The sequence below is a fragment of the Pseudomonas bharatica genome (genome assembly GCF_048586865.1).
GTDB classification, from domain to species: Bacteria; Pseudomonadota; Gammaproteobacteria; order Pseudomonadales; family Pseudomonadaceae; genus Aquipseudomonas; species Aquipseudomonas bharatica.
Genome location: NZ_JBMAWR010000005.1, coordinates 183,260 through 209,218, shown reverse-complemented (window position 1 = coordinate 209,218; position 25,959 = coordinate 183,260). Strand labels below are relative to the sequence as shown.

The 25,959-nt window shown below is 64.3% G+C and carries 27 protein-coding genes and 1 pseudogene; 14 read left to right on the top strand and 14 right to left on the bottom strand.

The genetic code is table 11. From position 1 onward, the window contains the following. Window positions 1-48 precede the first annotated feature (48 nt). Window positions 49-2,241: a DUF1631 domain-containing protein gene (locus tag ACKLLE_RS09025; RefSeq protein ID WP_420057673.1), complete on the bottom strand. Its 2,193-nt coding sequence runs from the start codon at window positions 2,239-2,241 to the stop codon at window positions 49-51. A gap of 257 nt (window positions 2,242-2,498) precedes the next feature. Between ACKLLE_RS09025 and nadC the strand changes: the two genes are divergently transcribed. Next, the gene (gene nadC, locus ACKLLE_RS09020; RefSeq protein ID WP_009404447.1) at window positions 2,499-3,347 is read left to right on the top strand and encodes a carboxylating nicotinate-nucleotide diphosphorylase; all 849 of its coding nucleotides are present in this window, start codon (window positions 2,499-2,501) and stop codon (window positions 3,345-3,347) included. A gap of 307 nt (window positions 3,348-3,654) precedes the next feature. After that, window positions 3,655-5,049, top strand: a complete 1,395-nt coding sequence (locus ACKLLE_RS09015) for an amino acid permease (RefSeq protein WP_009405810.1) — start codon at window positions 3,655-3,657, stop codon at window positions 5,047-5,049. 63 nt (window positions 5,050-5,112) lie between these two features. Here the strand turns inward: ACKLLE_RS09015 and trxB are convergent, their stop codons facing one another. Then, window positions 5,113-6,075: a thioredoxin-disulfide reductase gene (gene trxB / locus ACKLLE_RS09010; protein ID WP_009405812.1), complete on the bottom strand. Its 963-nt coding sequence runs from the start codon at window positions 6,073-6,075 to the stop codon at window positions 5,113-5,115. A gap of 119 nt (window positions 6,076-6,194) precedes the next feature. Beyond that, entirely contained in the window at window positions 6,195-6,794 is a 600-nt protein-coding gene (locus ACKLLE_RS09005; protein WP_009405814.1) for a peroxiredoxin, read from the bottom strand. A gap of 258 nt (window positions 6,795-7,052) precedes the next feature. Here ACKLLE_RS09005 and cysZ point away from each other — a divergent pair, with 258 nt between their 5' ends. Further along, window positions 7,053-7,787, top strand: a complete 735-nt coding sequence (cysZ, locus tag ACKLLE_RS09000; protein WP_064302705.1) for a sulfate transporter CysZ — start codon at window positions 7,053-7,055, stop codon at window positions 7,785-7,787. On the opposite strand, the gene ACKLLE_RS08995 is transcribed toward cysZ, so the two are convergent. After that, window positions 7,788-8,429, bottom strand: a complete 642-nt coding sequence (locus tag ACKLLE_RS08995) for a DUF1109 domain-containing protein (protein ID WP_420057672.1) — start codon at window positions 8,427-8,429, stop codon at window positions 7,788-7,790. After that, window positions 8,416-9,003, bottom strand: a complete 588-nt coding sequence (locus ACKLLE_RS08990; protein WP_064302703.1) for a sigma-70 family RNA polymerase sigma factor — start codon at window positions 9,001-9,003, stop codon at window positions 8,416-8,418. The genes ACKLLE_RS08995 and ACKLLE_RS08990 overlap by 14 nt, the downstream gene beginning before the upstream one ends. A gap of 197 nt (window positions 9,004-9,200) precedes the next feature. On the opposite strand from ACKLLE_RS08990, the gene ACKLLE_RS08985 reads away from it, so the two are divergent. From ACKLLE_RS08985 to ACKLLE_RS08970, 4 genes are read left to right on the top strand one after another with little or no spacing between them, the layout of a single operon-like run. Continuing rightward, the gene (locus tag ACKLLE_RS08985; protein ID WP_064302702.1) at window positions 9,201-9,479 is read left to right on the top strand and encodes a BufA1 family periplasmic bufferin-type metallophore; all 279 of its coding nucleotides are present in this window, start codon (window positions 9,201-9,203) and stop codon (window positions 9,477-9,479) included. Between the two features lie 15 nt (window positions 9,480-9,494). Further along, window positions 9,495-10,328 (top strand): MNIO family bufferin maturase, encoded by an 834-nt coding sequence (bufB, locus tag ACKLLE_RS08980; RefSeq protein ID WP_420057670.1) that lies wholly within the window; start codon window positions 9,495-9,497, stop codon window positions 10,326-10,328. Further along, a complete protein-coding gene (locus ACKLLE_RS08975) occupies window positions 10,319-11,074 on the top strand; it encodes an HvfC/BufC N-terminal domain-containing protein (RefSeq protein WP_420057669.1) in 756 nt (251 codons plus the stop codon). Before bufB ends, ACKLLE_RS08975 begins: the two co-directional genes overlap by 10 nt. Window positions 11,075-11,085: 11 nt before the next feature. Further along, window positions 11,086-11,547: a DoxX family protein gene (locus tag ACKLLE_RS08970; RefSeq protein ID WP_420057668.1), complete on the top strand. Its 462-nt coding sequence runs from the start codon at window positions 11,086-11,088 to the stop codon at window positions 11,545-11,547. Between the two features lie 45 nt (window positions 11,548-11,592). On the opposite strand, the gene ACKLLE_RS08965 is transcribed toward ACKLLE_RS08970, so the two are convergent. Further along, the gene (locus ACKLLE_RS08965; RefSeq protein WP_064302698.1) at window positions 11,593-12,906 is read right to left on the bottom strand and encodes a methyl-accepting chemotaxis protein; all 1,314 of its coding nucleotides are present in this window, start codon (window positions 12,904-12,906) and stop codon (window positions 11,593-11,595) included. A gap of 180 nt (window positions 12,907-13,086) precedes the next feature. On the opposite strand from ACKLLE_RS08965, the gene ACKLLE_RS08960 reads away from it, so the two are divergent. Next, window positions 13,087-14,304, top strand: a complete 1,218-nt coding sequence (locus tag ACKLLE_RS08960; RefSeq protein WP_420057667.1) for a glycosyltransferase family 4 protein — start codon at window positions 13,087-13,089, stop codon at window positions 14,302-14,304. On the opposite strand, the gene ACKLLE_RS08955 is transcribed toward ACKLLE_RS08960, so the two are convergent. From ACKLLE_RS08955 to ACKLLE_RS08945, 3 genes are all read right to left on the bottom strand, one after another. After that, entirely contained in the window at window positions 14,273-15,376 is a 1,104-nt protein-coding gene (locus tag ACKLLE_RS08955) for an NADH:flavin oxidoreductase (RefSeq protein ID WP_420057666.1), read from the bottom strand. The genes ACKLLE_RS08960 and ACKLLE_RS08955 overlap by 32 nt on opposite strands. A gap of 213 nt (window positions 15,377-15,589) precedes the next feature. Next, on the bottom strand, window positions 15,590-16,072 hold the full coding sequence (locus ACKLLE_RS08950) for a glutathione peroxidase (RefSeq protein WP_420057664.1): 483 nt from the start codon (window positions 16,070-16,072) through the stop codon (window positions 15,590-15,592). Between the two features lie 157 nt (window positions 16,073-16,229). Then, a complete protein-coding gene (locus tag ACKLLE_RS08945; RefSeq protein WP_009405827.1) occupies window positions 16,230-16,715 on the bottom strand; it encodes an FKBP-type peptidyl-prolyl cis-trans isomerase in 486 nt (161 codons plus the stop codon). Between ACKLLE_RS08945 and ACKLLE_RS08940 the strand changes: the two are divergent. From ACKLLE_RS08940 to ACKLLE_RS08930, 3 genes and pseudogenes are all read left to right on the top strand, one after another. After that, a pseudogene (locus tag ACKLLE_RS08940) lies at window positions 16,684-16,803 on the top strand (DUF3565 domain-containing protein); the annotation flags it as partial. The gene ACKLLE_RS08945 and the pseudogene ACKLLE_RS08940 overlap by 32 nt on opposite strands. 102 nt (window positions 16,804-16,905) lie before the next feature. Beyond that, window positions 16,906-19,002 (top strand): phosphate acetyltransferase, encoded by a 2,097-nt coding sequence (gene pta, locus ACKLLE_RS08935; protein ID WP_064302695.1) that lies wholly within the window; start codon window positions 16,906-16,908, stop codon window positions 19,000-19,002. A 2-nt stretch (window positions 19,003-19,004) separates the two neighbouring features. Next, entirely contained in the window at window positions 19,005-19,883 is an 879-nt protein-coding gene (locus ACKLLE_RS08930) for an acyltransferase (protein ID WP_420057663.1), read from the top strand. A 78-nt stretch (window positions 19,884-19,961) separates the two neighbouring features. Here the strand turns inward: ACKLLE_RS08930 and ACKLLE_RS08925 are convergent, their stop codons facing one another. The 4 genes from ACKLLE_RS08925 to ACKLLE_RS08910 all read right to left on the bottom strand — a co-directional run bounded on the left by ACKLLE_RS08925 (window position 19,962) and on the right by ACKLLE_RS08910 (window position 23,395). Next, complete coding sequence (locus ACKLLE_RS08925; RefSeq protein WP_009405833.1) at window positions 19,962-20,660, bottom strand: YiaD family glycine zipper/OmpA-like lipoprotein; 699 nt, start codon at window positions 20,658-20,660, stop codon at window positions 19,962-19,964. Between the two features lie 94 nt (window positions 20,661-20,754). Continuing rightward, window positions 20,755-21,399, bottom strand: coding sequence for an MBL fold metallo-hydrolase (locus ACKLLE_RS08920; RefSeq protein WP_420057662.1), 645 nt, complete (start codon window positions 21,397-21,399; stop codon window positions 20,755-20,757). Between the two features lie 94 nt (window positions 21,400-21,493). Further along, window positions 21,494-22,420 carry an AEC family transporter gene (locus tag ACKLLE_RS08915; RefSeq protein ID WP_420057661.1) on the bottom strand — a complete coding sequence of 309 codons (927 nt, stop codon included), beginning with the start codon at window positions 22,418-22,420 and terminating at the stop codon, window positions 21,494-21,496. Between the two features lie 90 nt (window positions 22,421-22,510). Then, on the bottom strand, window positions 22,511-23,395 hold the full coding sequence (locus tag ACKLLE_RS08910) for a LysR family transcriptional regulator (protein ID WP_420057660.1): 885 nt from the start codon (window positions 23,393-23,395) through the stop codon (window positions 22,511-22,513). A 147-nt stretch (window positions 23,396-23,542) separates the two neighbouring features. On the opposite strand from ACKLLE_RS08910, the gene ACKLLE_RS08905 reads away from it, so the two are divergent. Further along, window positions 23,543-23,935: an NUDIX hydrolase gene (locus tag ACKLLE_RS08905; RefSeq protein ID WP_420057659.1), complete on the top strand. Its 393-nt coding sequence runs from the start codon at window positions 23,543-23,545 to the stop codon at window positions 23,933-23,935. Window positions 23,936-24,129: 194 nt separating this feature from the next. Next, complete coding sequence (locus ACKLLE_RS08900) at window positions 24,130-24,414, top strand: DUF6555 family protein (protein WP_009405842.1); 285 nt, start codon at window positions 24,130-24,132, stop codon at window positions 24,412-24,414. A 71-nt stretch (window positions 24,415-24,485) separates the two neighbouring features. Here the strand turns inward: ACKLLE_RS08900 and ACKLLE_RS08895 are convergent, their stop codons facing one another. Then, window positions 24,486-24,977 (bottom strand): GNAT family N-acetyltransferase, encoded by a 492-nt coding sequence (locus ACKLLE_RS08895; RefSeq protein ID WP_420057658.1) that lies wholly within the window; start codon window positions 24,975-24,977, stop codon window positions 24,486-24,488. A 429-nt stretch (window positions 24,978-25,406) separates the two neighbouring features. Between ACKLLE_RS08895 and ACKLLE_RS08890 the strand changes: the two genes are divergently transcribed. Next, window positions 25,407-25,718, top strand: a complete 312-nt coding sequence (locus ACKLLE_RS08890) for a hypothetical protein (RefSeq protein ID WP_064302777.1) — start codon at window positions 25,407-25,409, stop codon at window positions 25,716-25,718. Window positions 25,719-25,959: the final 241 nt, after the last annotated feature.

The window sequence follows — 25,959 nt, the reverse complement described above, 5'->3', positions numbered from 1 at the left end:
AGTATGCCCCGAGCCGAGCCGCCCTGTATCGTTAAAAAGTGTGAGGCTTCACTGGCGCTCGCGCCGCAGTTGGCCGACCACCGACTCCAGGGCACGGTCGAACAGCAGGCTGGCGTCGAGCAGCCTTGCATCACCTCGCTGCAACGCCGCCGCCAGGCCCATGCCAGTCCATTCGCGAACCTTCATGCCGCTGCGATTGACGAACACATAGCGGTCGCTGTCATCGAACAGGCCGATCAACTTGCAGCGCAGGGTTTGCCCATCCTCCTGCAGCTCGATCCAGGCTCCGGGTTGCAAGGCACGAACCCGCAACAGCTGCGGATCGTCCGCAGCCAGCAGCGCCTGGCTATCGCAAGGCGCTCCATGTTCCGGGTCCTGGAGGATGATTTCGTCGCGCACCAGTACCCGCTCGGTGCCCGCCTGCGCCTCGCCCTGGCGGCCCGAGGGATCGAACGCGCCGATATGCAGCAACTCCAGGGCAGCGAAGAATTCGCTGGTGGCAAACGGATCGAACACCACACCGCCCAGGCCATCGCGCAGCGCCTTGAGCAGACCTGGTACACGCACCAGCAACTGTTGGCGATCTTCCGGCAGTTCCAGCGGCCCGACGCTCCATAGCAACTCGTCCATGGTCTGCAGCGCCTCGCGCCATGGCGACGAGTCTTCGCCATGCTTGAGCCAGGCCAGCAGCAACACCTGGCTCCAGGCTTCCTCCAGCATCCTTATCACGATGCGCGGCAAGTTCCTGCCCTGCAGCCGCCGGTTGAGCTCGTGCTGGACCCGCCCTCGACCTTGCTCGGTGCGGGCGCGCCCCTCTTCGGCATCGCGGGTACGTTGCTCCAGCAGTTCGGTACGGCGCCGCTCGTCGTTGATGAAGGCGAGGAAATCCTCGAGGAGCTCGGCGAAAATCGCCGGGTCGTCATCGAAGTCGTCGAGCAACCGCTGCACCATCCGCTCCACGTGCTGGTAAAGACTGTCGCGCTGAGGGTCGCCACGCTTGTCCCAACCCATGGCGGCGGCGGCCACTTCATTGAGCAAGCGCCGCGCCGGGTGGGTGGCGCGGCTGAACAGGCGCTTGTCGAGCAAGGCCGCCTTGAGCATGGGAATCTGCAGGCGGCCGATCAGGATCCGCAAGGAGTGCGGCAGGTTGCGGTCGCGAAGAATGAAGTCGAAGAGCATGGCGATCAGGTTGATCACGTCCTCGTCGCCGGCGTCGAGACGGCGCCCTTGGCCGCTCTGCACGCTGAGCCGGGTCAAGAGTTGCTCCAGGTGGTGACGCAGGTCGAAGTCCTCGTGCTCCAGTTCCGCCGGCACGTAGCGTTGCAGGTGGGTCAGCAGCCGCAGCAGGTCGCGGCTGCTGATCGGGCGCACCGGAGCGCCTCCCAGGCGCGGGGCCAGACGTCCGCGTACCGGACGCAACAGTGACTGCAACGAGGAGAACAGCGCCTGGGTCGCGGCATCGGTTTGCTCAGCGTCCGGGCTGTCCGCCACTTCGTTGGCCGGCGCCCGGGTTTCCACGCGGATACGGTCCTGGGCGCGGCGGCGCGGCGGCGCCTGCAGCTCGGGAAGAACGCCGCTGTCGGCCAGCGCCTGGTTGGCCTCGTCATAAAGCTGGTCGGCTTCGCGCAGCACATAGCGCTCGAACAGCTTGAGCAGGACCAGCTTGACCTTGATGCCCACGCCAAGGCTGCGCCCGGCATGCAGGAAATACTCGCAAAGCAGGGTCGGGCCCAACGGATTACTGCGATCGTCGAGGGGTTGCTGCAGCAGGCTGTTGAGACGTCGGGTCAGTTGCCCGAGGGCAAGACCATCGCGATTCATCACCCGTGCGACCATGCCATCCACCGCCACGGCGCGTTCCAGTTCATCGCCGACAATCAGGCCGAGCGTACCAGGCAGCGCCGCTCGCGCCGGCAGGGCGGCCAACGGGTCACCATGGCCGGCTTCCATGAACGCGGCATAGAAGCTGTCGAGAAAACCGCGCTCGATGCTCTTGCGCTTGTGCCGCAGGTCGCGCATGGCCTCGAACAGCAGGTTGCGCTCCTTGCTCCCGGTGGCCTTGTCGGCCATTTCGAAGAGCGTGTCGTCGGCATTGTCGAACAGCACTTGAAGGGACTGGCGCAACTGCAATGCCGCCCGGTCGCGAACATGCAGCAGGGCGACCGGCAGACGGACGACAGGCGCGGGCACCGCCTGGCTGGCGAGGCTGCGAAAGGGCACAACCTTCCCGTCTTTGTGCATCCCGGTCTCCTTGTTGGGGGCTGTTTCGCGATCGTCAAAAGCATGACGTCAAATATAGGTCGCGCATTATCTTGAAATTAATTTCCGTTTGCCAGAGGGACAACGCGCGGAACTCCAGCCCCGGGTAGACCGTCGTGGCAGGAAAAACGCTCAACTTTCCCGACCAAAGGCAACTGCCGGACGCAATGCCCACCGGCTGCTGCGCGCACGCCCCGGCCTGCCCTATAATCCCGGCCACTTTGCTTGTGGAGCTCGTCATGCCGAACCTACGCCTCGCCGATCTGACCGCCGAAATCGAAGCCAACGTGCGCCGTGCGTTGCTCGAAGATGTCGGCAGCGGCGATATCACCGCGCAACTGATCCCTGCCGAACGCCTGGCCAAGGCCACCATCATTACCCGCGAGGACTGCGTGATCGCCGGTACGGCCTGGGTCGATGCGGTGTTCCGCCAGCTCGATCCGCGGGTGGCAGTGCATTGGCAGGTGCAGGACGGCCAGCGCGCGGTGGCCAACCAGGCGCTGTTCCACCTGGAAGGTCCGGCACGCTCGCTGCTGACCGGCGAACGCAGCGCGCTGAATTTCCTGCAGATGCTGTCGGGTGTGGCCACCCATGCCCGGGCCCTGGCCGACAAGGTCGCCGATACCCGGGTACAACTGCTCGATACGCGCAAGACCCTCCCCGGCCTGCGCCTGGCGCAGAAGTACGCGGTCACCTGCGGTGGTTGCCATAACCACCGCATCGGCCTGTTCGATGCCTTCCTGATCAAGGAAAACCACATCGCCGCCTGTGGCGGCATCGCCGAAGCCATTGGTGCCGCGCGGCGCATCGCCCCGGGCAAGCCGGTGGAAGTCGAGGTGGAAAGCCTGGACGAGCTGCAACAGGCCCTGAACGGCGGCGCCGACATCATCATGCTCGACGAACTGAGCCTGGATGAAATGCGCGAAGCGGTACGCATCACCGCCGGTCGCGCCAGGCTGGAGGCCAGCGGCGGGATCAACGACAGCACCCTGCGCGTGATTGCCGAGACCGGGGTGGACTACATCTCGATCGGTGCGATGACCAAGGACGTAAAGGCGGTGGACCTGTCGATGCGCCTGAGCCTCTGATAAATATCAAAAGCGACGCGGGCCCTGTGGGAGCGGGTTCATCGGAACGCCGAACCGCCGCGATTGCGGTGGTGGATTCACCATTGCAATCGCGGGTGAACCCGCTCCCACAGGGCCCGCGTCTGCCTTTCTGCATGTCGCAATCGGAAAGCCCCAAGCCGCAACCGGGTCAATTTGCCCGCCCTGCCTCGCGGTAAGGTAGCTGCGCCGGACCGCTACCGGCTCATAACAACACGCGTAGAGGCACGCCCTTGAGCGTCGCTGCCTTGTCTCTGCCCCGATAATCCTCATCCAACAAGAGCAGAGTATGTCGAGCCCGAACGACTCCCACGGTGGACAACTGTCCGCCGGCTTCAAGCCCCGCCACGTCACCATGCTGTCAATCGCCGGGATCATCGGCGCCGGATTGTTCGTCGGCTCCGGCCATGCCATCGCCGCAGCCGGACCTGCAGTGATCCTCGCTTACCTGGCCGCCGGCACCCTGGTGGTGCTGGTCATGCGCATGCTCGGCGAAATGGCCGTGGCCAACCCGGACACCGGCTCGTTTTCCACCTATGCCGAGAAGGCCATCGGTGGCTGGGCCGGTTTCACCATCGGCTGGCTGTACTGGTGGTTCTGGGTGCTGGTGGTGCCCATCGAGGCGCTTGCCGCCGGTTACATCCTCAACCAGTGGTTTCCCGGTATCGATAGCTGGATCTACGCCCTGGCCTCGGTGCTGCTGCTGAGCATCACCAACCTGTTCGGCGTGGCCAAGTACGGCGAGTTCGAGTTCTGGTTCGCCCTGCTCAAGGTCACCGCGATCATCCTGTTCATCGGCTTCGGCGCTGCCGCGCTGACCGGCTGGGTGCCCAACCATGAAGGCGCCGGGCTGTTCAACGTGATGAAGGAGCACGGCGGTTTCGCCCCCAACGGCATGACCGCCGTGGTCGGCGCCTTCATTACCATCATGTTCAGCTTCATCGGCACCGAGTCGGTGACCATCGCAGCCGCCGAATCCGGCGAACCGTCGCGCAATATCGCCAAGGCCACGCGCTCGGTGATCTGGCGTATCGGCGTGTTCTACCTGCTGTCGATCATGGTGGTGATTTCCGTGGTGCCGTGGAGCGATCCGCAACTGGCGACGGTCGGCTCGTACCAGCGCGCCCTGGAACTGCTGGACGTGCCCTATGCCAAGCTGATCGTCGACCTGGTGGTGCTGGTGGCGGTGACCAGCTGCATGAACTCGTCGATCTACATCGCCTCGCGCATGCTCTACTCCCTGGCCCGCCGCAAGGACGCGCCGGCTGCAGCGGCGCGCACCTCGCGCAATGGCGTGCCACGCACGGCGGTACTGGTGACCGCGGCGGTGGGTGCCTTCATTGCCGCCCTCAACCACTTCGCCCCGGCCAGCCTGTTCGACTTCCTGCTGTCCAGTTCGGGGGCGATCGCCCTGCTGGTGTACCTGGCAATCGCCATTTCACAGTTGCGCATGCGCCGCCTGCACGGCGATGCGCTGGTCCTGAAGATGTGGCTGTTCCCCTGGCTGACCTACGGCGTGATCCTGTTCATTTCGGCAGCGCTGGCCGTACTGGTGGTGACGCCTGAACATCGTGCCGAAGCGACCAGTACCCTGATGCTGGCGATGGGTGTGTCGCTGGTGGGGATCATCGTCTGCCGCAAGCGCGGCAAGGAAACGGAGGCGGGGCTGGAGCGGGTGTATTGACGGCACCCGGACATGAAAAAGCCGCGAAGGACCCTCAGGCCCTTCGCGGCTTTTTTGCGTCGATCAGAACGAAGCGTTCTGCAGACCGTCCAGGTAGCGCTCGACATCCAGCGCGGCCATGCAACCGGCACCGGCCGAGGTGATCGCCTGGCGGTACACGTGGTCGGCCACGTCGCCTGCGGCGAACACGCCTTCGATGTTGGTCGCGGTGGCGTTGCCTTCACGGCCGCCGGCAACCACCATGTAGCCGTCCTTCAGTTCGAGCTGGCCTTCGAACAGCGAGGTGTTCGGGGTGTGGCCGATGGCGATGAACACGCCGTCCACCTTGATCTCGTCGAAGCTGCCGTCGTTGTTCTTCAGGCGCGCACCGGTGACGCCCATGTTGTCGCCCAGGACTTCGTCCAGGGTGGCATTGAGCTTGAGTTCGATCTTGCCTTCGGCAACCCGGGCATGCAGCTTGTCGATCAGGATCTTCTCGGCGCGGAAGGTTTCGCGACGGTGGATCAGGGTCACCTTGCTGGCGATGTTGGCCAGGTACAGCGCTTCTTCCACGGCCGTGTTGCCGCCACCGACCACGGCTACCGGCTTGTTGCGATAGAAGAAACCGTCGCAGGTTGCGCAGGCGGAAACGCCCTTGCCCATGAACGCCTCTTCCGATGGCAGGCCCAGGTAGCGGGCGCTGGCGCCGGTAGCGATGATCAGCGCGTCACAGGTGTAGGTACCGCTGTCGCCCTTGAGGGTGAACGGCTTTTGCTGCAGGGCCACTTCGTTGATGTGGTCGAAGACGATTTCGGTCTCGAACCGCTCGGCGTGTTCCTGCATGCGCTGCATCAGGGCCGGGCCGGTCAGGCCGTGGGGGTCGCCCGGCCAGTTGTCGACCTCGGTGGTGGTGGTCAGCTGGCCGCCAGCCTGCATGCCGGTGATCAGCAGCGGCTTGAGGTTGGCCCGCGCCGCGTAGACCGCAGCACTGTAGCCGGCAGGGCCGGAGCCCAGGATGATGACGCGGGAATGACGTACTTCGGACATGACACGCTCCTGTCGGGCCGGCGCTGAATGACTGCCAACCCCGAAGAATAAAAAAGAACCTGCCGAGCCTTGGGGAAGACCTATCGCGACAGGTTCTGAAAACCGTTGCGGCGAAGGCCTTACAGGCTCTTGGCGTTTTCCGCCAGGTAATCGGCGACACCCTGGGCGTCAGCCTTCATGCCTTTCTGGCCAGGACGCCAGCCGGCGGGGCAGACTTCGCCATGTTGCTCGGTAAATTGCAAGGCTTCGACCAGACGGATCATTTCGTCCACTTCGCGACCCAGTGGCAGGTTGTTCACCACCTGGTGCTGCACCACGCCTTGCTGGTCGATCAGGAACGATGCACGCAGGGCCACGCCATCGTCGTGCTCGACACCGTAGGCGCGGGTGATCTCGTGCTTGACGTCGGCGACCATGGTGAACTCGACCGCACCGATGCCACCCTTCTCTACCGGCGTGCTGCGCCAGGCATGGTGGGTGAACTGCGAGTCGATGGACACGCCGACCACTTCAACGCCCAGCTCGCGGAAACGCGCCATGCGGTTGTTGTGGGCGATGATTTCCGACGGGCAGACGAAGGTGAAGTCCAGCGGCCAGAAGAACAGCACGACGTATTTGCCGCGCAGGGACGAGAGCTTGAAGCTGTCGACGATCGAACCGTCGCCCAGCACCGCTGCGGCGTCGAAATCGGGGGCTTGCTTGTTGACCAGAATGCTCATGGGAACTCCTTGAGAACCGTGGATTCGAAGGCGTTGAAAAAGAATGTGCGCACTGTAGCGAGGGCCCAGAGATTAAGGAAATATCCTTAAACAATCCACCTTATAGACTTGCTCTATATAGGCCCTCGGAGTGTGTCTCTTTAGCTATGACCTATCCTTCCGAGGAATTGTTACACCCGGTTTCCTGGCCATCGGTCAGCTTTCGTCAGGTGGCCAAACTCGGTAAGGTCGGCGCGTTTTCCATCCCCGGAGCCCTTTATGCAAGCCCCCGTTCTGTCTGGCCCGCAATACCTGCGCGAGGGCCTGAAACTGGTCCTGAGCCCCGGCCTGCGTCTGTTCGTGCTGCTGCCGCTGGCAATCAACCTGCTGCTCTTCACTGGCCTTGTCTACCTGGCCGGGCATCAGTTCGCCCTATGGGTCGATGCGCTGATGCCTACCCTGCCCGACTGGCTGGGTTTCCTCACCTACATCCTCTGGCCACTGTTCGTGATACTGGTGGTGCTGATGGTGTTCTTCACCTTCACCCTGCTGGCGAACATCATCGCCGCACCGTTCAACGGCTTCCTGGCGGAAAAGGTCGAGGTGGTGGTACGCGGCAAGGATGACTTCCCGCCCTTCAGCTGGGGCGAGCTGGTGGCCATGGTGCCACGCACCTTCGGCCGCGAGATGCGCAAGCTCGGCTACTTCGTGCCGCGGGCCCTGGGCCTGTTCATCCTGTCGTTCATCCCGGTGGTGAACATCATCGCCGCGCCGCTGTGGCTGCTGTTCGGCATCTGGATGATGGCGATCCAATACATCGACTACCCGGCGGACAACAACAAGATGAGCTGGCAGGACATGCTCGCCTGGCTGCGCGCCAAGCGCTGGCAAAGCCTGAGCTTTGGCGGCATCACCTACCTGGCACTGCTGGTGCCGTTCGTGAATATCCTGATGATGCCGGCGGCGGTGGCCGGTGCGACGCTGTTCTGGGTACGCGAGCGCGACGGTCGCTGACTACCAGCGCAACAGGCGCGGCCCGAGGGCCGCGCCCAGCAAGGTGGGCAGGAGCATGCCCAGCAGGTACCAGATGCCCCAGAACGGAATGCCCATTTCCGGGCAGTGCAGGCAATAGGCGAGGGTCGCCGTGCTCCCGGCCAGCAGGCCGGCGGCCGCACCGGCCTGGCGCAGGCGAGTGGGTGCCAGGCCGCGCAAGGCCCAGAACACGCCGATGAAGGTCGGCAGCGACAACAGCCCGATGTTCAGTGCACAGGTACGCCAGGTACTGCCGAAGATCAGTTCGGATCGAGCCTGCGGCGCCGCTCCGGCCAGACTCGATGCTGCGCCCAGCCAGACCAGCACGATCGGCACGGCCAGCAAGGCCCAGACCGCTCCGCCCTTCACTCCGGGCCGGGCCAGGCGCCGGGTCAGGGTCAGCGCCAGCAACGCCAGGCTGGCCGGCAGCGCCACCTTGCCCCAGAACAGCGGGGTCGGCGCCACGCTCGCCAGGTCGCTGCGCACGCCATACAGCGTCATGGTCAGCAGCAAGGCCCCCAGGCCGCCGCCAAGCAAGGCCAGGCCCAGGCGTCGCAACAAGGCATGACGATCCACCGGACCTTCGCCACTGGCCAGCAGGTTGATCAGTTCATCGGTCTTCATCGCTACCCTTTCCTCGAATCATGCTCGCCAGCGCCTTCAGCCCGCGATGGATGCCGACCTTGACTGCCGAACCGGACATCCCGGTCAGGCGCGCCGCCTCCTCGACCGACAGACCCTCGACCTTGACATGGACGATCGGCAGGCGCTGGCGCTCGGGCAACTGCTCCAGCAGCCTGTCGAGATCACGCCGGGCATCGCTCGCCTCTTCATCCCCGTCGCCGAACAGTGCGTCGTCATCACCAAGCGGATCATGCAACGCGTCACGCCGGGCGAAGCCACGGAAATGATCGGCCAGCTTGTAGCGGGCGATGGCCTGCACCCACGCAGTCAGGGGTTGCCCGGCCTGATAGGTATGGCGGGCATTGTGCACCGCCAGCAGCACTTCCTGCAGCAGGTCTTCGACCTCCTCCGGACGCTGCGCGAGGCGTCGGCGCAGGAAACCACGCAGGTGAACGGCCAGGGCGGCGAGGAAATCGCGGTACGCCAGCGCATCGCCGGCCATCCCTCGCAGCAGCAGGCTGTGCAACTGCGCCTCGCGCGCGCTCAGGGCGTCATATGGACTAGTTCGTTGCATTGGCCGACCAGGTTACACCCATGGGACATTCCTTTTGTTGGCCGGGAAACACGGCACGGGATGGAACAGTAGGAGAGCGGCGAAGGAATCTCAAAAAAAATTTTCCGCACGCTGTAACCGTTCCCGATTCCCCGGCGAACTACTCCACGAGCCGCCGGTAAATCACCGGGGCCATCCAACCCTGTGGAGACAGCACCATGAACAATCTCACCCTCGCCACCGCCGCCCTGGCCCTCGCCGCCCTGGCCGGTACCGTGCATGCCGACGACATGAAGGCCCAGGCCCCGGCCATGGAGAAATGCTACGGCGTGGCCATGGCCGGCAAGAACGACTGCAAGGCCGGCGCCGGCACCTCCTGCGCCGGTACGTCGAAAAAGGACTACCAGGGCGATGCCTGGAAGAACGTTCCCGCCGGTACCTGCACTTCGATCAAGACGCCCACCGGCATGGGCTCGCTGACCCCGCTCAAGTCCTGACCCGGAGCGCCAGCCATGACCCCGTGCAAGCGAATCGGTGCCGGCCTCGGACTCAAGGCGCAGCATTACGCCGAGGCCCTGACCTGCACGGCCGAGGGCCTGTGGTTCGAGGTCCATCCGGAAAACTACATGGTTGGCGGCCCGCGTCGCGCCTGGCTGCAGCGGATCGGCGAACGTCATCCGCTGTCGCTGCACGGTGTCTCGCTGTCGCTGGCGGCGGATACACGCCCGGATGAAGAGCATCTGCGCCGCCTCCGCGAACTGGTGGATCTGGTCGATCCGCTGCTGGTTTCCGAACACCTGGCCTGGTCGGCCTGGCGTGGGAGCTATCACCCGGACCTGCTGCCCTTTCCACGCACCAGCGAGGCACTCGGGCGTATCGCCGACAACATCCAGCGCACCCAGGAGGCGCTGGGTCGGCGGATCGCGATTGAAAACCCCACCCACTACCTGCGTCTGGACGGACACGACCGGGACGAGATCGACTTCCTCGTCGAACTCACCCGGCGTACCGGCTGCGCCCTGCTGCTGGACATCAACAACGTCCATGTCAGCGCCCATAACCTCGATTACGACGCCAGTGCCTGGCTGGAGCGGATTCCCGCCGCACTGATCGCCGAAATCCATCTGGCCGGTTTCAGCGAAGACGACACCGGCAGCCTGCTGATCGATTCGCACGCCGCTCCCGTTGCCGGAGCGGTGTGGGACCTGTACCGGCAACTGATCCAGCGCATCGGCCCGCGCCCGACCCTGATCGAGCGCGACGATGCCATTCCCGCGTTCAGCGAATTGCTGGATGAACGTGAAACGGCCCAGGCGCTACTCGACCAGGCGGAGGAATGCCCATGAAACTCGAAGAATTCCAGGACGCCTTCGTCGAAGCGCTTTACCAGCGCCCGGCCCCTGCCCTGCTGCAACTGACCGCACAACCGGCGTTCGCCGTATACCGCAATACCGTGCTCAAGGGTTGTGTCGATGCCCTGTGCGCCAATTTCCCCAGTGTCGAGCGCCTGGTCGGCAGCGACTGGATGCAGGCGGCAGCCCGTGACTACGCGTTGCGCTCACCACCCGGTGATGCCCGCCTGGTGCTCTATGGCGCGGACTTTCCCGCCTGGCTCGCCCGGTTGGCCAACCTCGCCGAGCTGCCCTGGCTGGCCGACGTCGCTCGCCTCGATCACGACTGGCTCAGCGTTTTCTGCGCCCATGACGAACCGGCACTGGACCTGGCAGCGCTGACAGGTGTCACCGCCAGCGACCTCGCCAACCTGAACCTGGCGCCACGCGGCGCGGCGCGCTGGCGCTGGTGCGAAAGCCATCCGGCCTACAGCCTCTGGCACTACAACCGCGAGGGGCTGGACTGGCACGACCAGGTGCCGTGGCAAGGCGAAGGCACGCTATTGACCGGCGCCCCGGAAGGCGTCACGCATCAGGCGCTGGAGCGCGCGGGCTGCGTGTTCCTCGACGCCTGCGCCGCCGGCGACAGCCTCGACCACGCTTCCGCCCGGGCCCTGGCGATACAACCCGACCTCGATTTCACCGACCTGCTCGGACGCCTGCTGCGCGCCCGGGTGTTCCGCCCTATCGCGCTGGATTGAAGGAGCTCGTCATGGATATCAGCCACACCGCCCCGCACTGCTACCGCTCGCGCTACAGCCGTATCGCCGACGCCGCGCAACGGCTGCTCAGCGACTCCGTTCTGAGCCTTGTCGCGCGGCTGGCCATCGCCGCCGTGTTCTTCCTGTCCGGACGCACCAAGGTCGAGGGCCTGCTGACCCTGACCCCAAGCACCTTCGAGCTGTTTCGCAGCGAGTACATGCTGCCGCTGATCCCGCCGCACCTGGCCGCCTACCTGGCGACCTACGCCGAGCATCTGTTTCCGTTGCTGCTGATCCTGGGGTTGTTCACCCGTGGCGCAGCGCTGGCCTTGCTGGGCATGACCCTGGTGATCCAGGTGTTCGTCTACCCGGATGCCTGGCCGACGCACCTGACATGGGCAGGCCTGCTGCTGCTGCTGATCGCGCGGGGTGGTGGTGGCTGGGCGCTGGACAGGTTGTTGCGGATTCGCTGAAAACATTGGCCGGTGCCTCGCGCACCGGCCATTTTCCATCCGCGATTACTTCAGCTGATTGGAGAACTGCCCCACCGCGTTCACCACCTTCCGCGCGCCGTCCTGGATCTCGGTGATCACCGTCCCCGTCTGCCCGGCCAGTTCAAGGCCTTGCTCGGCCTGGCGCTTGCTGCTGTCGATGATGTCCACCGCGGCCTTGGCCAGTTCCTCGTTCTGCTGCACCACGCGAGCGATTTCCTCGGTGGCGGTGCTGGTGCGCGAGGCCAGTTGGCGGACTTCGTCGGCGACCACGGCGAAGCCCCGGCCCTGCTCGCCGGCACGGGCCGCTTCGATGGCAGCGTTGAGCGCCAGCAGGTTGGTCTGCCCGGCGATGTCGCTGATGGTCTTGATGATCGAGCCGATCACCTGGGACTGCTTGTCCAGTGCCTGGATGCCGTTGGCGGCGTCCTGCATGCAGGTTTCCAGGCCACGCATGACATCCACCGTCTGGGTCACCACCTCGGTGGCCCGGCGCGCACTGGTGTCGGTGGCCAGCGAATTGGTGTAGGCAATATCGGCCGCCTGGGCGACGGCATTTTCCTGATTCACCTGGTCGGTGATCACGGTGGCGAACTTGACGATTTTGTACAGCACATCATGGGCATCGATGATCGGGTTGTACGAGGCTTCCAACCACACGATCCGGCCGTGGGCATCGATGCGTTTGAAGCGCTCGGCGACAAATTCGCCGCGGCGCAGCTTGCCCCAGAACGCTTGGTACTCGGCGGAGTTGTACTCCTCCGGCTCGCAGAACATCCGGTGATGCTTGCCGCGCACCTGCTCCAGGCTGTAGCCCATGGTGCGCAGGAAGCGGTCGTTGGCCGTCAGCACTTCACCGTCGAGGTTGAATTCGATCACGGCGGTGGAACGCATCAGCGCCTTGATCAGGCTCTCGTGCTCCCGCGAGGTCTCGATGGTCCGGGTCAGGTCGCTGGAGTGCATGGTGAAGTACTGAATACGGCCGTTGCCGTCCTTCACCGGTTGCAGGATCGAACGCAGCCAGGCCTCCTCGCCATTGCCACGAAGCAGGCGGAATGCACCGTTGAGATGCTCGCCGCGGGTGATGGCCTGCTTCATGCGCTGGTAGAAATCCAGCGGCTTGACGTGCGCCGGAACGATATCCTCGATAGGCCGGCCGACCAGTTGCGAACTGCTCCAGCCCATTTCCTTTTCGAAGTTGATATTCACCGACTCGATGCGCCCGCTCGGGTCCAGTTGCAGCACCAGCATTTCGCTGTCCAGGCTGTCCTTGACCTGCTCCAGGCTCAGCAGTCTTTCGCGCAGTTCCTGGTTTTCTTTCTTCAGTTTGCTGTTGAACATCACCGCTCTCCTGGAGCGCTATCGTCATCGGGGGAATGCGTATTGCATCGGCTGACGGGACGTCATTCTTGAGCAACAAAACGGGAATATTTCTTTGCCCGGAGCGCCAAGGATCGGGCGTCATGAAGTTGTCATGCGAACGTCACCCGCAAGCCATTTCAGCGCTGGAGACTGGACAGCATGACGACGCTCGCGCTGCACATCACCCTTATCAGCGAAACCTTCCCGCCGGAAATAAACGGCGTGGCCAACACCCTCGGCCGCCTCAGCGAAGGCCTGCGCCAGCGCGGCCACCGGGTAGAACTGGTGCGGCCGCGGCAAAGCGACGACCCGCCCGGGCAGGCCAACGCCGACCAACTGCTTTGCCGCGGCTGGCCGCTGCCGGGGTACCCGGGATTGCAGTGGGGCCAGGTGTCGATGCACAAGCTGCTGCGGCGCTGGCGCAGGGACCGCCCGGATGTGCTCTACATCGCCACCGAGGGCCCACTGGGCCTGAGTGCGCTGCGCGCCGCGCGGCGCCTGGGGATAACCGTGGTCAGTGGCTTCCATACGAACTTCCAGCAGTATTCCAGCCAGTACGGCCTGGGCCTGCTGGCACGGATGCTGACCCACTACCTGCGCTGGTTTCATCAGCGCACCCACAGCACCCTGGTGCCCAGCCCGAGCCAGCGCCTGGCTCTGGAAAGACGTGGCTTCGAGCGCCTGGCCCTGTTGTCCCGCGGAGTCGATGGCTGCCTGTTCAACCCGTCGCGACGCAATGCGGCGCTACGTGAGCGATGGGGGCTGGGCCACGACGATATCGCCCTGCTGCATGTCGGCAGGCTGGCCGCGGAAAAGAACCTGGGGATGCTGGGGCGTACCCTTCAGGAATTGCAACGCCGGTACCCGGAACGCCGCATCCGCCTGGTGATCGTCGGCGACGGCCCGCAACGGGCCGCCCTGCAGGCACAACTGCCCGACGCCATTTTCTGCGGCCCGCAGCGCGGCGAACCCTTGGCCGAACACTATGCCTGCGGCGATATCTTCCTGTTCCCGAGCCTGACCGAGACCTTCGGCAATGTGGTATTGGAGGCCCTCGCCTCGGGGCTGGGCGTGGTTGCCTATGATGAAGCCGCAGCGGCCCAGCATATCCGCCACGGGCACAATGGCGCACTGGCGATACCAGGCAATGCCGCCGCCTTTATCGATGCCGCCTGCTGGCTTCTGGAAGATGACGAGACCTTGCGCCGGGTTCGCCTGAATGCCCGCCAGCACGCCAGCCGCCAGGGCTGGCCGGCGATCGTCGAGCAGTTCGAGGCCCACCTGCGCAATGCCTGCGAGCCGCTACGAGGCAGGCCCGTCGCAATGAACGGGCCCGACCTGCTGGTCAAACCAGGCTCGTCAGCGCCTCGCGGCTGAACGGCAGGATCTCGCCTTCGCGGCCGTCCCGCACCTTGGCCGCCCATTGCGGATCGACCAGCAGCGCGCGCCCCACCGCGACCAGGTCGAACTCTTCGGCGTCGAGCCGTTGCAACAGGTTTTCCAGGCTGGCCGGTTGCGCCACCTTGTCGGTATCGACCATGAACTGCAGGAACTCGCCATCCAGGCCTACGCTACCGACGGTGATGGTCGGCTTGCCGGTGAGCTGGCGCGTCCAGCCCGCCAGGTTGAGCGGCGAACCTTCGAACTCCGGCTCCCAGAAGCGACGGGTAGAGCAGTGGAAGATATCCACGCCGGCCTCGGACAAAGGCTTGAGGAAGTCTCCCAGGGCTTCGGGCGTGGTAACCAGGCGTGCGTTGTAGTCCTGCTGCTTCCATTGGGAGAAGCGGAAGATGATCGGGAAATCCGGACCTACCGCAGCACGCACCGCCTGGATCAATTCGATGGCGAACCGCGAACGCCCCGCGAGATCGCCACCGTACTCATCGTCGCGACGGTTGCTGGCGTCCCAGAAGAACTGGTCGATCAGGTAACCGTGGGCACCATGGATCTCCACGCCGTCCATGCCGATGGATCGAGCATCCCTGGCGGCCTGGGCGAAGGCGGCGATAACCTCCTGGATATCCTCGCGGGTCATGCCGTGGACCACCTCCTGCCCATCCTTGAGCTTCTCGCTCGGGCCGTAGCCCGGCACGCTGGCGTCCGGCTCGGTACCGAGGCGGCGGACCATGCCCACATGCCACAGTTGCGGCACGATGCGGCCACCCTCGGCATGGACGGCCTCGACCACCTTCTTCCAGCCGGCCAGGGCATCCTCACCGTAGAAGCGCGGTACGTTCGGGTAACCGTTGGCGGCCTTGTGGCCTACGGTGGTGCCCTCGGTGATGATCAGGCCGACACCGGCGGCGGCACGGCGGCGGTAGTACTCGACCACCTTGGCGTGAGGCACGCCGCCGGGGCAGAAGGTGCGGGTCATCGGCGCCATGACTACACGGGTCGGCAGCTCCAGGGCGCCCAGTTGGAAAGGCGTGAACAGTGCATTGGCGGACATGTGGCGCTCCTCGGGATGAAAGGCGCCTGAGCATAGAATGGGTGGTTGTGAGGGACGAGTACTATTGATTCGAGTGATTTAAAGGCATGGTCTTTGTGTTGTTCTTCCGGGCCTCATCGCCGGCAACGCCGGCTCCCACAAGGTTCAGCGGTGTACGCGATACCTGTGGGAGCCGGCGTTGCCGGCGATGAGGCCCAAAAGGCCAACAAAGAGTCACGCCAACGCCTTCTCGATCGCCTGCACCACTGCCGGATCATCCGGCGCGGTCCGCGGCGAAAACCGGGCCAGCACCCGCCCGTCCTTGCCTACCAGGAATTTCTCGAAATTCCAGGTGATGTCGCCCGGAAACTCCGCGCCCTCGCCCGCCAGCAAGCGATACAGCGGATGCCGCTGCGCCCCGTTGACCTCAAGCTTGCCCCCAAGCGGGAAAGTCACCCCATAGTTGAGGCTGCAGAAGCTGGCGATCTCTTCCTCGCTGCCCGGCTCCTGCCCGGCGAACTGGTTGCACGGCAGGCCCAGTACGCTGAAACCCTTGCCCTTGTACTGCTGATAGAGATTTTCCAGCGCCGCATACTGCGGCGTCAGGCCACATTTGGAGGCGACATTGACCACCAGCACTACCTGGCCCTTGAACGGTGCCAGCGACAGGTCCTGGCCGTTCAGCGCTTGCAGTTTCAGGTCGTGAAATGCACTCATGACGTACTCCCCTTCTACGACGGATCCCGGGCATCCCGGCGGTCGGCCACGATCGCGGCCCACTAAAAAGGCGCCTGGCCTGCCGCATGCACCCTTGCGGGACTGCACGACGGAAGGACAAGGCGCCTTCGCGACTCTCTGAGCTTAGCGCAGAAAATCAGTGGTGATGGCCACCTTCGCCATGGACGTGGCCATGGGCGATTTCTTCTTCGCTGGCGTCACGCACGTTGACCACCTTGACCTTGAAGTTCAGGCGCTGGCCGGCCAGCGGGTGGTTGCCGTCGACGGTGACGTCGTCGCCGTCCAGGTCGCGGATGGTGACGATCTGCATCTGGCCGTCCGGCGCCGAGGCGTGGAACTGCATGCCGACTTCCAGTTGGTCGACGCCTTCGAACATGCTGCGGTTCAGGGTGCTGACCAGCTCGGCCAGGTATTCGCCGTAGGCGTCTTCCGGCTCGATGGTGACGTTCAGCTCTTCGCCGGCGCCCTTGCCTTCCAGGGCCTTTTCCAGGCCCGGGATGATATTGGCGGCGCCGTGCAGGTATACCAGCGGCGCGCCGCCAGCGGAGCTGTCGATGACCTCACCGGCGTCGTTGGTCAGGGTATAGTCGATGGAGACAGCCTTGTTGGCGGCGATCAGCATGGGGCGAGACCTTTTGCATAAGAAGTGTGAGCGAGCAAGTGTAACCAACGCATCGCCCGAAAGCGAACGCAACCCGGACAGACGGGACCGCCATCCCGGGGCTTTTGCCACTGGCGGATGCACGGCAGGGCGGGTTAGCGATACCCTTGGCAATTGACGTTTTTTGCACTGGCTCATTCGAGAAGTTCGCATGCAAACCTTTTTCATCGCGCCGACCGACTTCGGCGTTGGCCTGACCTCCATCAGCCTGGGCCTGGTCCGCACCCTGGAGCGGGCCGGCCTGAAGGTCGGTTTCTTCAAGCCAATCGCCCAGCCGCACCCGGGCGACACCGGGCCGGAACGCTCCACCGAGCTGGTTTCGCGGACCCACGGCCTGAAACCGCCCAAGCCCCTGAGCCTGGCCCATGTCGAGCGCATGCTCGGTGAAGGCCTGCTGGATGAACTGCTGGAAGAAATCATCACCCTGTACCAGCAGGCCTGCGTCGACAAGGACGTGCTGGTGGTCGAGGGCATGGTCCCGACCCGTCACGCCAGCTATGCCGCGCGGGTCAACCAGCACCTGGCCAAGAGCCTCGATGCCGAGGTGATCCTGGTTTCCGCGCCGGAAAACGACGTGCTTGCCGAACTCTCCGGTCGCGTCGAATTGCAGGCCCAACTGTTCGGCGGCCCGCGCGACCCGAAAGTGCTCGGGGTGATTCTTAACAAGGTGCGCAGCGACGAGGACATGGCCGGGTTCGCCAGCCGCCTGCGCGAACATTCGCCCTTGCTGCGCAGCGGCGACTTCCGCCTGCTCGGCTGCATCCCGTTCCAGGCCGGGTTGAACGACCCGCGCACGCGGGATGTCGCCGACCTGCTCGGTGCCCAGGTGCTCAATGCCGGCGATTACGAAACCCGGCGCATGAACAAGATCATCCTGTGCGCCCGCACCGTGGCCAACACCGTGCCGCTGCTCAAGCCGGGCACGCTGGTGGTGACCCCGGGCGACCGCGACGACATCATCCTTGCCGTCAGCCTCGCCGCGATCAACGGCGTGCCCCTGGCCGGCCTGCTGCTGACCAGCGACAGCAAGCCCGATCCACGTATCCTCGAACTGTGCCAGGGCGCCCTGCTCGCCGGCCTGCCGATCCTCTCGGTGAGCACCGGGTCCTACGACACCGCCAACCAGCTCAACCAGCTGAACAAGGAAATCCCGGTGGATGACCGCGAGCGCGCGGAGATCATCACCGACTTCGTCGCCAGCCACCTCGATGCCGACTGGCTCAACCAGCGCTGTGGCACCCCGCGGGAAATGCGCCTGTCGCCGGCGGTGTTCCGCTATCGCCTGATCCAGCAGGCCCAGGCGGCGAACAAGCGCATCGTCCTGCCCGAGGGCGCGGAGCCCATGACCGTGCAGGCCGCCGCCATCTGCCAGGCCAGGGGTATCGCCCGCTGCGTGCTGCTGGCCAGGCCGGACGACGTCCAGGCGGTCGCCCGGGCCCAGGGCATCAGCCTGCCGGAAGGCCTGGAGATCATCGACCCGGACCTGATCCGCGAGCGCTATGTCGAACCCATGGTCAGCCTGCGCAAGAGCAAGAGCCTGAACGCCCCGATGGCCGAGCAGCAACTGGAAGACCCGGTGGTGATCGGCACCATGATGCTGGCCCTGGACGAGGTCGATGGCCTGGTATCCGGCCTGGTGCACTCCACCGCCAACACCATCCGCCCGGCCCTGCAATTGATCAAGACCGCACCGGGTTGCAGCCTGGTGTCCTCGGTGTTCTTCATGCTCTTTCCCGAGCAGGTGCTGGTATACGGCGACTGCGTGATGAACCCGCACCCGAGTGCCGCCGAGCTGGCGGAAATCGCCCTGCAAAGCGCCGACTCCGCACAAGCCTTCGGGATCAACCCACGGGTCGCGATGATCAGCTACTCCAGCGGCGAGTCTGCCAGCGGCGAAGAAGTGGAGAAGGTCCGCGAGGCCACCCTGCTCGCCCAGGAAACCCAGCGCGCCCTGCAGATCGACGGCCCGCTGCAGTACGACACCGCCGCCAACCTGGAAATCGCCCGGCAACTGGCGCCCAACAGCCCGGTAGCCGGGCGCGCCACGGTGTTCGTGTTCCCTGACCTGAACACCGGCAACACCACGCACAAGGCGGTACAGCGCAGCGCCGATTGCGTCAGCCTCGGGCCGATGCTGCAAGGCTTGCGTAAACCGGTGAACGACCTGCCGCGCGGGGCCCAGGTGGACGACATCGTCTACACCATCGCTCTGACCGCGATCCAGGCCAGCCGCGCGGCGGAGTTCTGATCATGCCCGACATCCTGCGCGGCACGCTGGCCGCCTTGCTGCTGGGGCTCAATACCCTGGCCTGCTGCACACCGCTGTTCATCGTCAGCCTGGTCAAGCTGTGCCTGCCGTTCGCGGCGGCGCAGCGGGTTACGGACGAGCTGATGCGGCATATCCACGAAGCCTGGATCAGCAACAACAAGGGCTGGATGAAGCTGCTCGGGCGCACCCGCTGGCAGGTGCAAGGGCTGGAGGGGCTCGACTACCAGCACAGCTACCTGGTGACCAGCAACCACCAGAGCTGGGTCGATATCCTGGTGCTGCAATACGTGCTGAACCGGCGCATTCGCCCGCTGAAGTTCTTCCTCAAGCAGGCATTGATCTGGGTGCCGGTGATCGGTCTGGCCTGGTGGGCGCTGGGCTTCCCGTTCATGAAGCGCTACAGCAAGGCGTACCTGGACAAGCACCCGGAAAAGCGCGGCAAGGACCTGGAAACCACGCGCAAGACCTGCGCCAGGTTCCGCGGCAAGCCCACGGCGATCTTCAATTTCGCCGAGGGAACGCGCTTCACCCAGGCCAAGCATGACCAGCAGCATTCACCCTTCCGCCATCTGCTCAAGCCCAAGGCCGGGGGCATTGCCTTCGTGCTGGATGCGATGGGCGAGCAGCTGGAGTCGATCATCGATGTCACCATCCACTACCCCGACGGCGCGCCTGGCTTCTGGGACTTGCTGTGCGGACGGGTGCGGCGGATCGTCGTGCAGTTCGAGGAACTGGCGATTCCGGGGGAATTCCTTGGAAAGAGTTATGACCAGGACGAGGAATACCGGGCGGCATTCCAGCAGTGGATCAACCGGTTATGGGAGAGGAAGGATCAGCGGTTGGAGCAGATGAATCGTTGAGATCCCGAGGGCCCCATCGCTGGCAAGCCAGCTCCCACACTGTGGGAGTTGGCTTGCCAGCGATGGGGCCGTCAAAGATTACTGCTGATAGTTCTGCCCTGGAATCGGCTTCAGGTTCACCTCTACCCGGCGGTTCTGCGCCCGGCCGTTGGCATCGGCATTGCTCGCGATCGGTTGGTCGGGGCCCATGCCGCGCACGCTCACTCGCGACGGATCGACGCCCTGGGAAGTCAGGTAGGTACTGACGGCCTGCGCGCGGCGCTGCGACAGGTCCATGTTGTGCTGGCGGCTACCGGTGCTGTCGGTGAAGCCCACCACCTCGATGGTGTTCTGGTTGAACTGCTTGAACGAGTTCGCCAGGTTGTTCAGCGGCGAATAGAAGCTTGGCGCGATGTTCGCCGAGTCGGTGGCGAAGGTGATGTTGCCCGGCATGATTAGCTTGATCTGGTCGCCTTCACGCTGCACTTCCACACCGGTGTTGGCCATGCTCGCGCGCAGCTCGGCTTCCTGCTTGTCGGCGTAGTAGCCGTAACCCGCAGCCGCGGCACCCACTGCCGCCGCGCCGATCAGCGCGCCCTTGCCACGGTTGTTGTGATCGATGGCGGCACCGGCGATGGCACCGGCCAGCGCACCCAGGCCGCCATACTTGGCAGTCTTGCTCATCCCTGAGGAGCCCTGCGCCTGGCCACCCTGGTTGTCATAGGGGTTCTGGCTGGCACAGCCAGTCATCAGGGCAGCGGCGGTAGCGACGATAATCAAACGGCGCATGGTGAACATGGACAAGCTCCTGCGAACAATTCGTATAGATGGCCAACTGACGTGAGTTCGCCACCAGCCTTGGAGTGCGGCGGCGAAGAAAAATTCCCTGCGCTCATGCCCGAACAAACGGATTTTCACGCATTTCCTCACCCAGACGGGTGTCGGGACCATGCCCGGCCACCACCGTCGCCTCTTCGTCGAGACGATACAGCCGCTGTTTGATAGAACGAACGATAGTTGCCTGATCGCCACCCCACAAATCGGTGCGGCCCACGCCACGGCGGAACAAGGTATCGCCGGCGATCAGCAGCTTGGCGTCGGCGAACCAGAAGCTCATCGAGCCCGGGGTGTGACCTGGCGTATGCAAGGCCACGCCGCAACCACAGGCCAGTTCCTCGTCATCCTCCAGCCAGCGGTCCGGCGACGGCACCGGCACGTACGGCACGCCGAACATGCGGCACTGCATTTCCAGGTTGTCCCAGAGGAACTGGTCGTCCTTGTGCAGGTGCAGGGTGGCGCCGGTCTTTTCCTTCAACTGGCCGGAGGCCAGGAAATGATCGAGGTGGGCATGGGTATGGATGATGCTGACCACCTTCAGGCCATGGGCATCGAGCTTCTGCATGATCAGGTCGGGGTTGCCGCCCGGGTCTACGACTATGGCTTTCTTGGTGACCGGGTCGCCGATGATGGTGCAGTTGCACTGCAAAGGGCCGACGGGGAAGGTTTCGCGGATTAGCGTAGATGGGGCGGGATTCATGACAGCGTCCTCTCAGGCGAATCGCCTATTCTAGCCATTCCCGCGGTTCCCTGCGGGAGGTGGCCTGTCAGCGAGAGGACCCTGAAGGACACCTTCAAACCCAAGGCAATAAACTGCTCACCGCCAACGGCAAGGCCACCCCCGCCAGCAATGTCTGTCCGGCGATGATCCCCGCCATCAGCGGTGCATCGCCGCCCAGTTGCCGGGCCATGATGTAGGACGATGAGGCGGTGGGCAGCGCCTGGAACAGCAGCGCGGCAATGGCCGCTTCGCCACTGAGGCCGAACAAATGGCAAGCGGCCAGGGTCACCATGGGCATGACCACGAACTTCGCCAGCGACGCCATGCCCACCGGCCGTAGCCAACTGCGCGCCGCCTTGAGATCCAGCGCTGCGCCCACGCACAGCAGGCCCAAGGGCAGCGAGGCCTGGCCAAGGGCTTTCAACAACGGCTCGATTGCTGGCGGGAGGCCCAGCTCCGTTGCGTGCAACAGGATCCCGAGCGCACAGGCCAGCAACAGCGGGTTGACGACCATCTGCCGGGCCACGCCCCTCCAGCTCATGCGCCCTGCCGAGCCGTATCGGGCGAACACCAGTACGCAGAGGATGTTGACGGTGGGCACGATCGCCGCATTCGCCACCGCTGCCAGGGCAATGCCCTGGGCGCCGAACAGGCCTGCCGCCGCCGAAACGCCAACGTAGTTATTGAAGCGCACCCCGCCCTGGAAGACCGAGGTGAACGCCGCGTCGCTCACGGCGAAACAGCGGCGCGAGAGCACCAGCAGCAACGCCACCAGCACCGTGGAGGAGACCAGCGCCAAGGCCATCCCCAGCACCGGCACGCCGTCCAGTTTCGCCGTGGCCAGGCCATGCACGAACAGCGCGGGCAACAGGACGTAATAGCCGAGGCGCTCGGCCTGGGGCCAGAAACTGTCGGCCAGGAAATGGCTGCTGCGCAGCCAGGTACCCAGTGCGATCAGCAGGGCAATGGGCACAAGGGCCAGCAACAGGGAAAGGGTCATGGCAGGGTCCGCACGATCAACAGATGAGCGTCACGATAAAGACCCGGTAGCTTGATTAAAAACGATGAATTATCGAGCAGCCCTCAAGTTTTACTCATCAGTCAGCGCGGCCTGCCGGCGAATCGTCTGGGCCAGCGCCGCGGCCAGACGGCCCCGCGGGCGGTCCTCGCGCTCGATCAGGACCACCTTGCGGGTGCGTTGTGGATCGCCGAAAGGGCGGTAGGTCAGTTGCTCGATCTTCCCCAGCACCCGTTCCGACGACGGCACGATGGACACCCCGAGGCCGCTGGCGACCATGCGGATCAGCGCTTCCTGGCTATCCAGCTCCATGGTGGTGCGCACCCGCAGGCGCATGCGCCGCAGTTCACGCTCGATGGTGCGGCCGGCCCAGGCACGACGATCGAAGCGAAAGAACGGCTGGTCCTGCAACAGGCTGCGCGAGTCGGCATCGGCGAGCCGCTGCGGAGCGATGATCCAGAACCCCTCCTCGTACAGCACGGTGCTCACCAGGCCGTAGGGGTGTGGCTTGACCGGCTCGGTGGTGACCGCCGCGTCCAGCTCCCCCGCCTCGACCCGGGTAGCCAGTTCTGCCGACATTCCCGACAGGACATTGACCCGCACATGCGGATGCTCGGCGTTCAACGCAGCCAGGGCCGCCGGCAGGACACCCGCCAGCGCCGTATGGATAGCGCCCACCCGCAAGCGCCCGCGCAGTTCGCTGTCCTCGCCAAGCTCGGCGGCGATGCCGTCGTAGAGCGCCAGGATCTCCCGCGCCCGCTCCAGCGCCAGGTACCCGGCTTCGGTCAGCACCGGCAGGCGCCGCGAACGGTCGAACAGCGGCGCGTTGAACTCTTCTTCCAGCCCGCGGATATGCAGGCTCACCGCCGACTGGGTGAGGTGCACCGCCTCGGCAGCACGGGCGAACGAGCCGTGCTGGGCAATGGCGACCAAGGTTCGCAGGGCACGCAGGGACATGGATCGGGGTCCGTAGGAAATGATGAAAGGTCTGACAGCACATCTGGCTGGCACGCCAGATGCTTCCGAATTCAACTACGTTTAATTGAACCTGACCGGAAGTACACAAGTCTCCCGCAAAAGAACACCGATTTACAGGATTGCCCGATGTCAGGAAAAAGCCGCAGATACAAAGCCAGAGCCACCATCATTTGCCTGCGTAGCGGCAAGGTACTGCTCGTGCGCAAGAAAGGCGGCAAATGGAACTTCCCAGGCGGTACCGTCGAGGCCGGTGAGCAGCCGATCCAGGCGGCAGCCCGGGAACTGGAGGAAGAGACGAAGTTGCGCAGCCTGGGCCTGTTGCAATTATGTTCGGTGGAAGTGGGCAATATCGTCCACCACGTATTCACCACCCAGTTCGATGACTACACCGAAGCGGTGGCCGACAACGAAATCGTCGCCTGCAAATGGGTACGTCGCGAACAGCTGAACGGCACGCTGCTCACCCCCAACGCCGCAGCGCTGATGATGCGTCAACTACCGGCCCTGTGCGCCAGCTGAACCGCGCGTTTTGCACGGCCCGGCGAGGGCCGTTCATGCAAAATGCACCGCGTGCGTCCTGCCACTTCCAGTGTTTACTGGGTCAAATGCATGTCCAGGATCGGGCACGGCATTCGCAACTGTCCCTCACATCCGATACCTCGGCGCATCACGGCTGCGTCGACGGCCGGCAAGAAAACGGAGGGATTCCACCAATGGCGGGACAACAGTTGTACGTGATCGATTATGAACTTCAGGGGCAGCCACGCACCTTCATCATTCGCCTGGAAAACATGAACAACGCCGAGGCCTGGCACTGGGCCAGTTGCGATGCCGGCGTCGGCGTGATTCCCCGCTTCGGGCAGCAGAAAATCAAGAAGGTCAGCCGGCCGATGGCCGAGCGCTACGGGATCACCAATGTGCGCTGGCGGGTATCCGGCCAGGGGCCGGAATTCAAGCCGATGCCGGTGGATGTGGGGAAGTTTGCCGGGTCTGAATGATCCAGGGTGGCCCCTCGGGCCTCATCGCTGCGGTGCGGCGGTCCGACAAGCCAGCGATAAGGCCTTGAATCTCACCCGAGAACCTTGGCCATTTCCGCCGTCTTCTCCCATCCCAGCCCTTCATAAACCGGCCGCCCCACCTCGGTAGCATGCAACACCGCAAACCCCAGCCCGCGTCGCGTGAACTCCGCCTCGCCCAGTTTCATCAATTTCGAAGCCAAGCCCCGTCGCCGATACGCCGGCTCGACATACACATTCAACACATACCCACGCTGATCCCTCTGCGGATGCGCCGGATGCGGTGGCCAGTCGATGCTCATCAAGCCGATCGCCGCGGCTACCGTGCCGCCATCGACCACGGCGAACCCGTAATAACACCCGTCGTCCAGGCGCGGCAGCAGCCAGGGGCGGAAGTGCTCGGTCATGACGCGCAGCTTCGCCGGATCACCTCCGGCCTCGACAAACATCGCCTCCCGATGGGCGCAGATAGTCCCGGCATCCTCCGGCCCGAGTCGACGCACCGTCAGCTCGCCGAAATCGATATCACCCGTCAGCTCGGTCATCACACTCACACCTTGGTCGAAAACCTCATTGTGTAACCCGAACCGGTAGAGCGTTAGATACAGATTCGCCAGGCGCCGGCCATACAGCTACATTAGGCAAAAACCTCATCTGCTTCCGACTTTCTTGTAGGCAATTTCCCAAGCATACTTCCGCCGCTTGTTTGCCGTTGCGTGCCGGGGAAACGCTGCCTAGTCTTGCTGCCGTCGCTGATGTCTGGCGACCGGCTTTGACAGGCTGAACAGCGATTGAACCGCGGCACCCATTTCACCTGAACAGGCGTTTTCGCCTGGGCATCGTGTCATGGCGGCTGTGCGTGGGGCGCTTCGTGCGCGCCGGGTTCTCTCGCTCTCGGTCTGTCAACCTACGTACAGCTGCCACCCTTTTGTTTGACAGCGATGGGTGGTGGCATTGATAGCGAGATGACCACCATGAAGAAGATCGTCCCCGATCCACCCGCGCCATCCCCGCGCGCCGTAACCGTCCACACCCGCTTCGCTGGCTGCGATGGCCATCATCCCCCGCTCTTCGCCGTGCGTGCCGGAGCCGATGTGGACAAGGCGCTGGTCCATCTCACCGTGCTGCTGCGTTCGGCCTATGAAACCAATCTGCAGGCCTGCGACGTGGTGAAGGACAACCATCTCGCCGGCATCCTCTGGGCGACCCAGCACGCCCTGGAGGCGTCGCGGGCATTGGCCGAGTCGATGGCGAGCGGGATTTCGCTGATGCAGGCTTCGGGTTGAAGCCTGAGGACTGAAGTGGTTGCTCCCGGCCTCATCGCCGGCAACGCCGGCTCCCACAGGTTTTTGCTTCGCTCACTCATTTTGTGGCTGATACATAACCTTGTGGGAGCCGGCGTGGCCGGCGATGAGGCCGGAACTGACAGAAGTAGTACCCAGCCTACCCCGGCAACATTTCCCTCCTACGATTTCCTCGCTGGCAGCTGATAGCCCTCCCCCCGGAGCCTGCGATCAACTAAGGTTC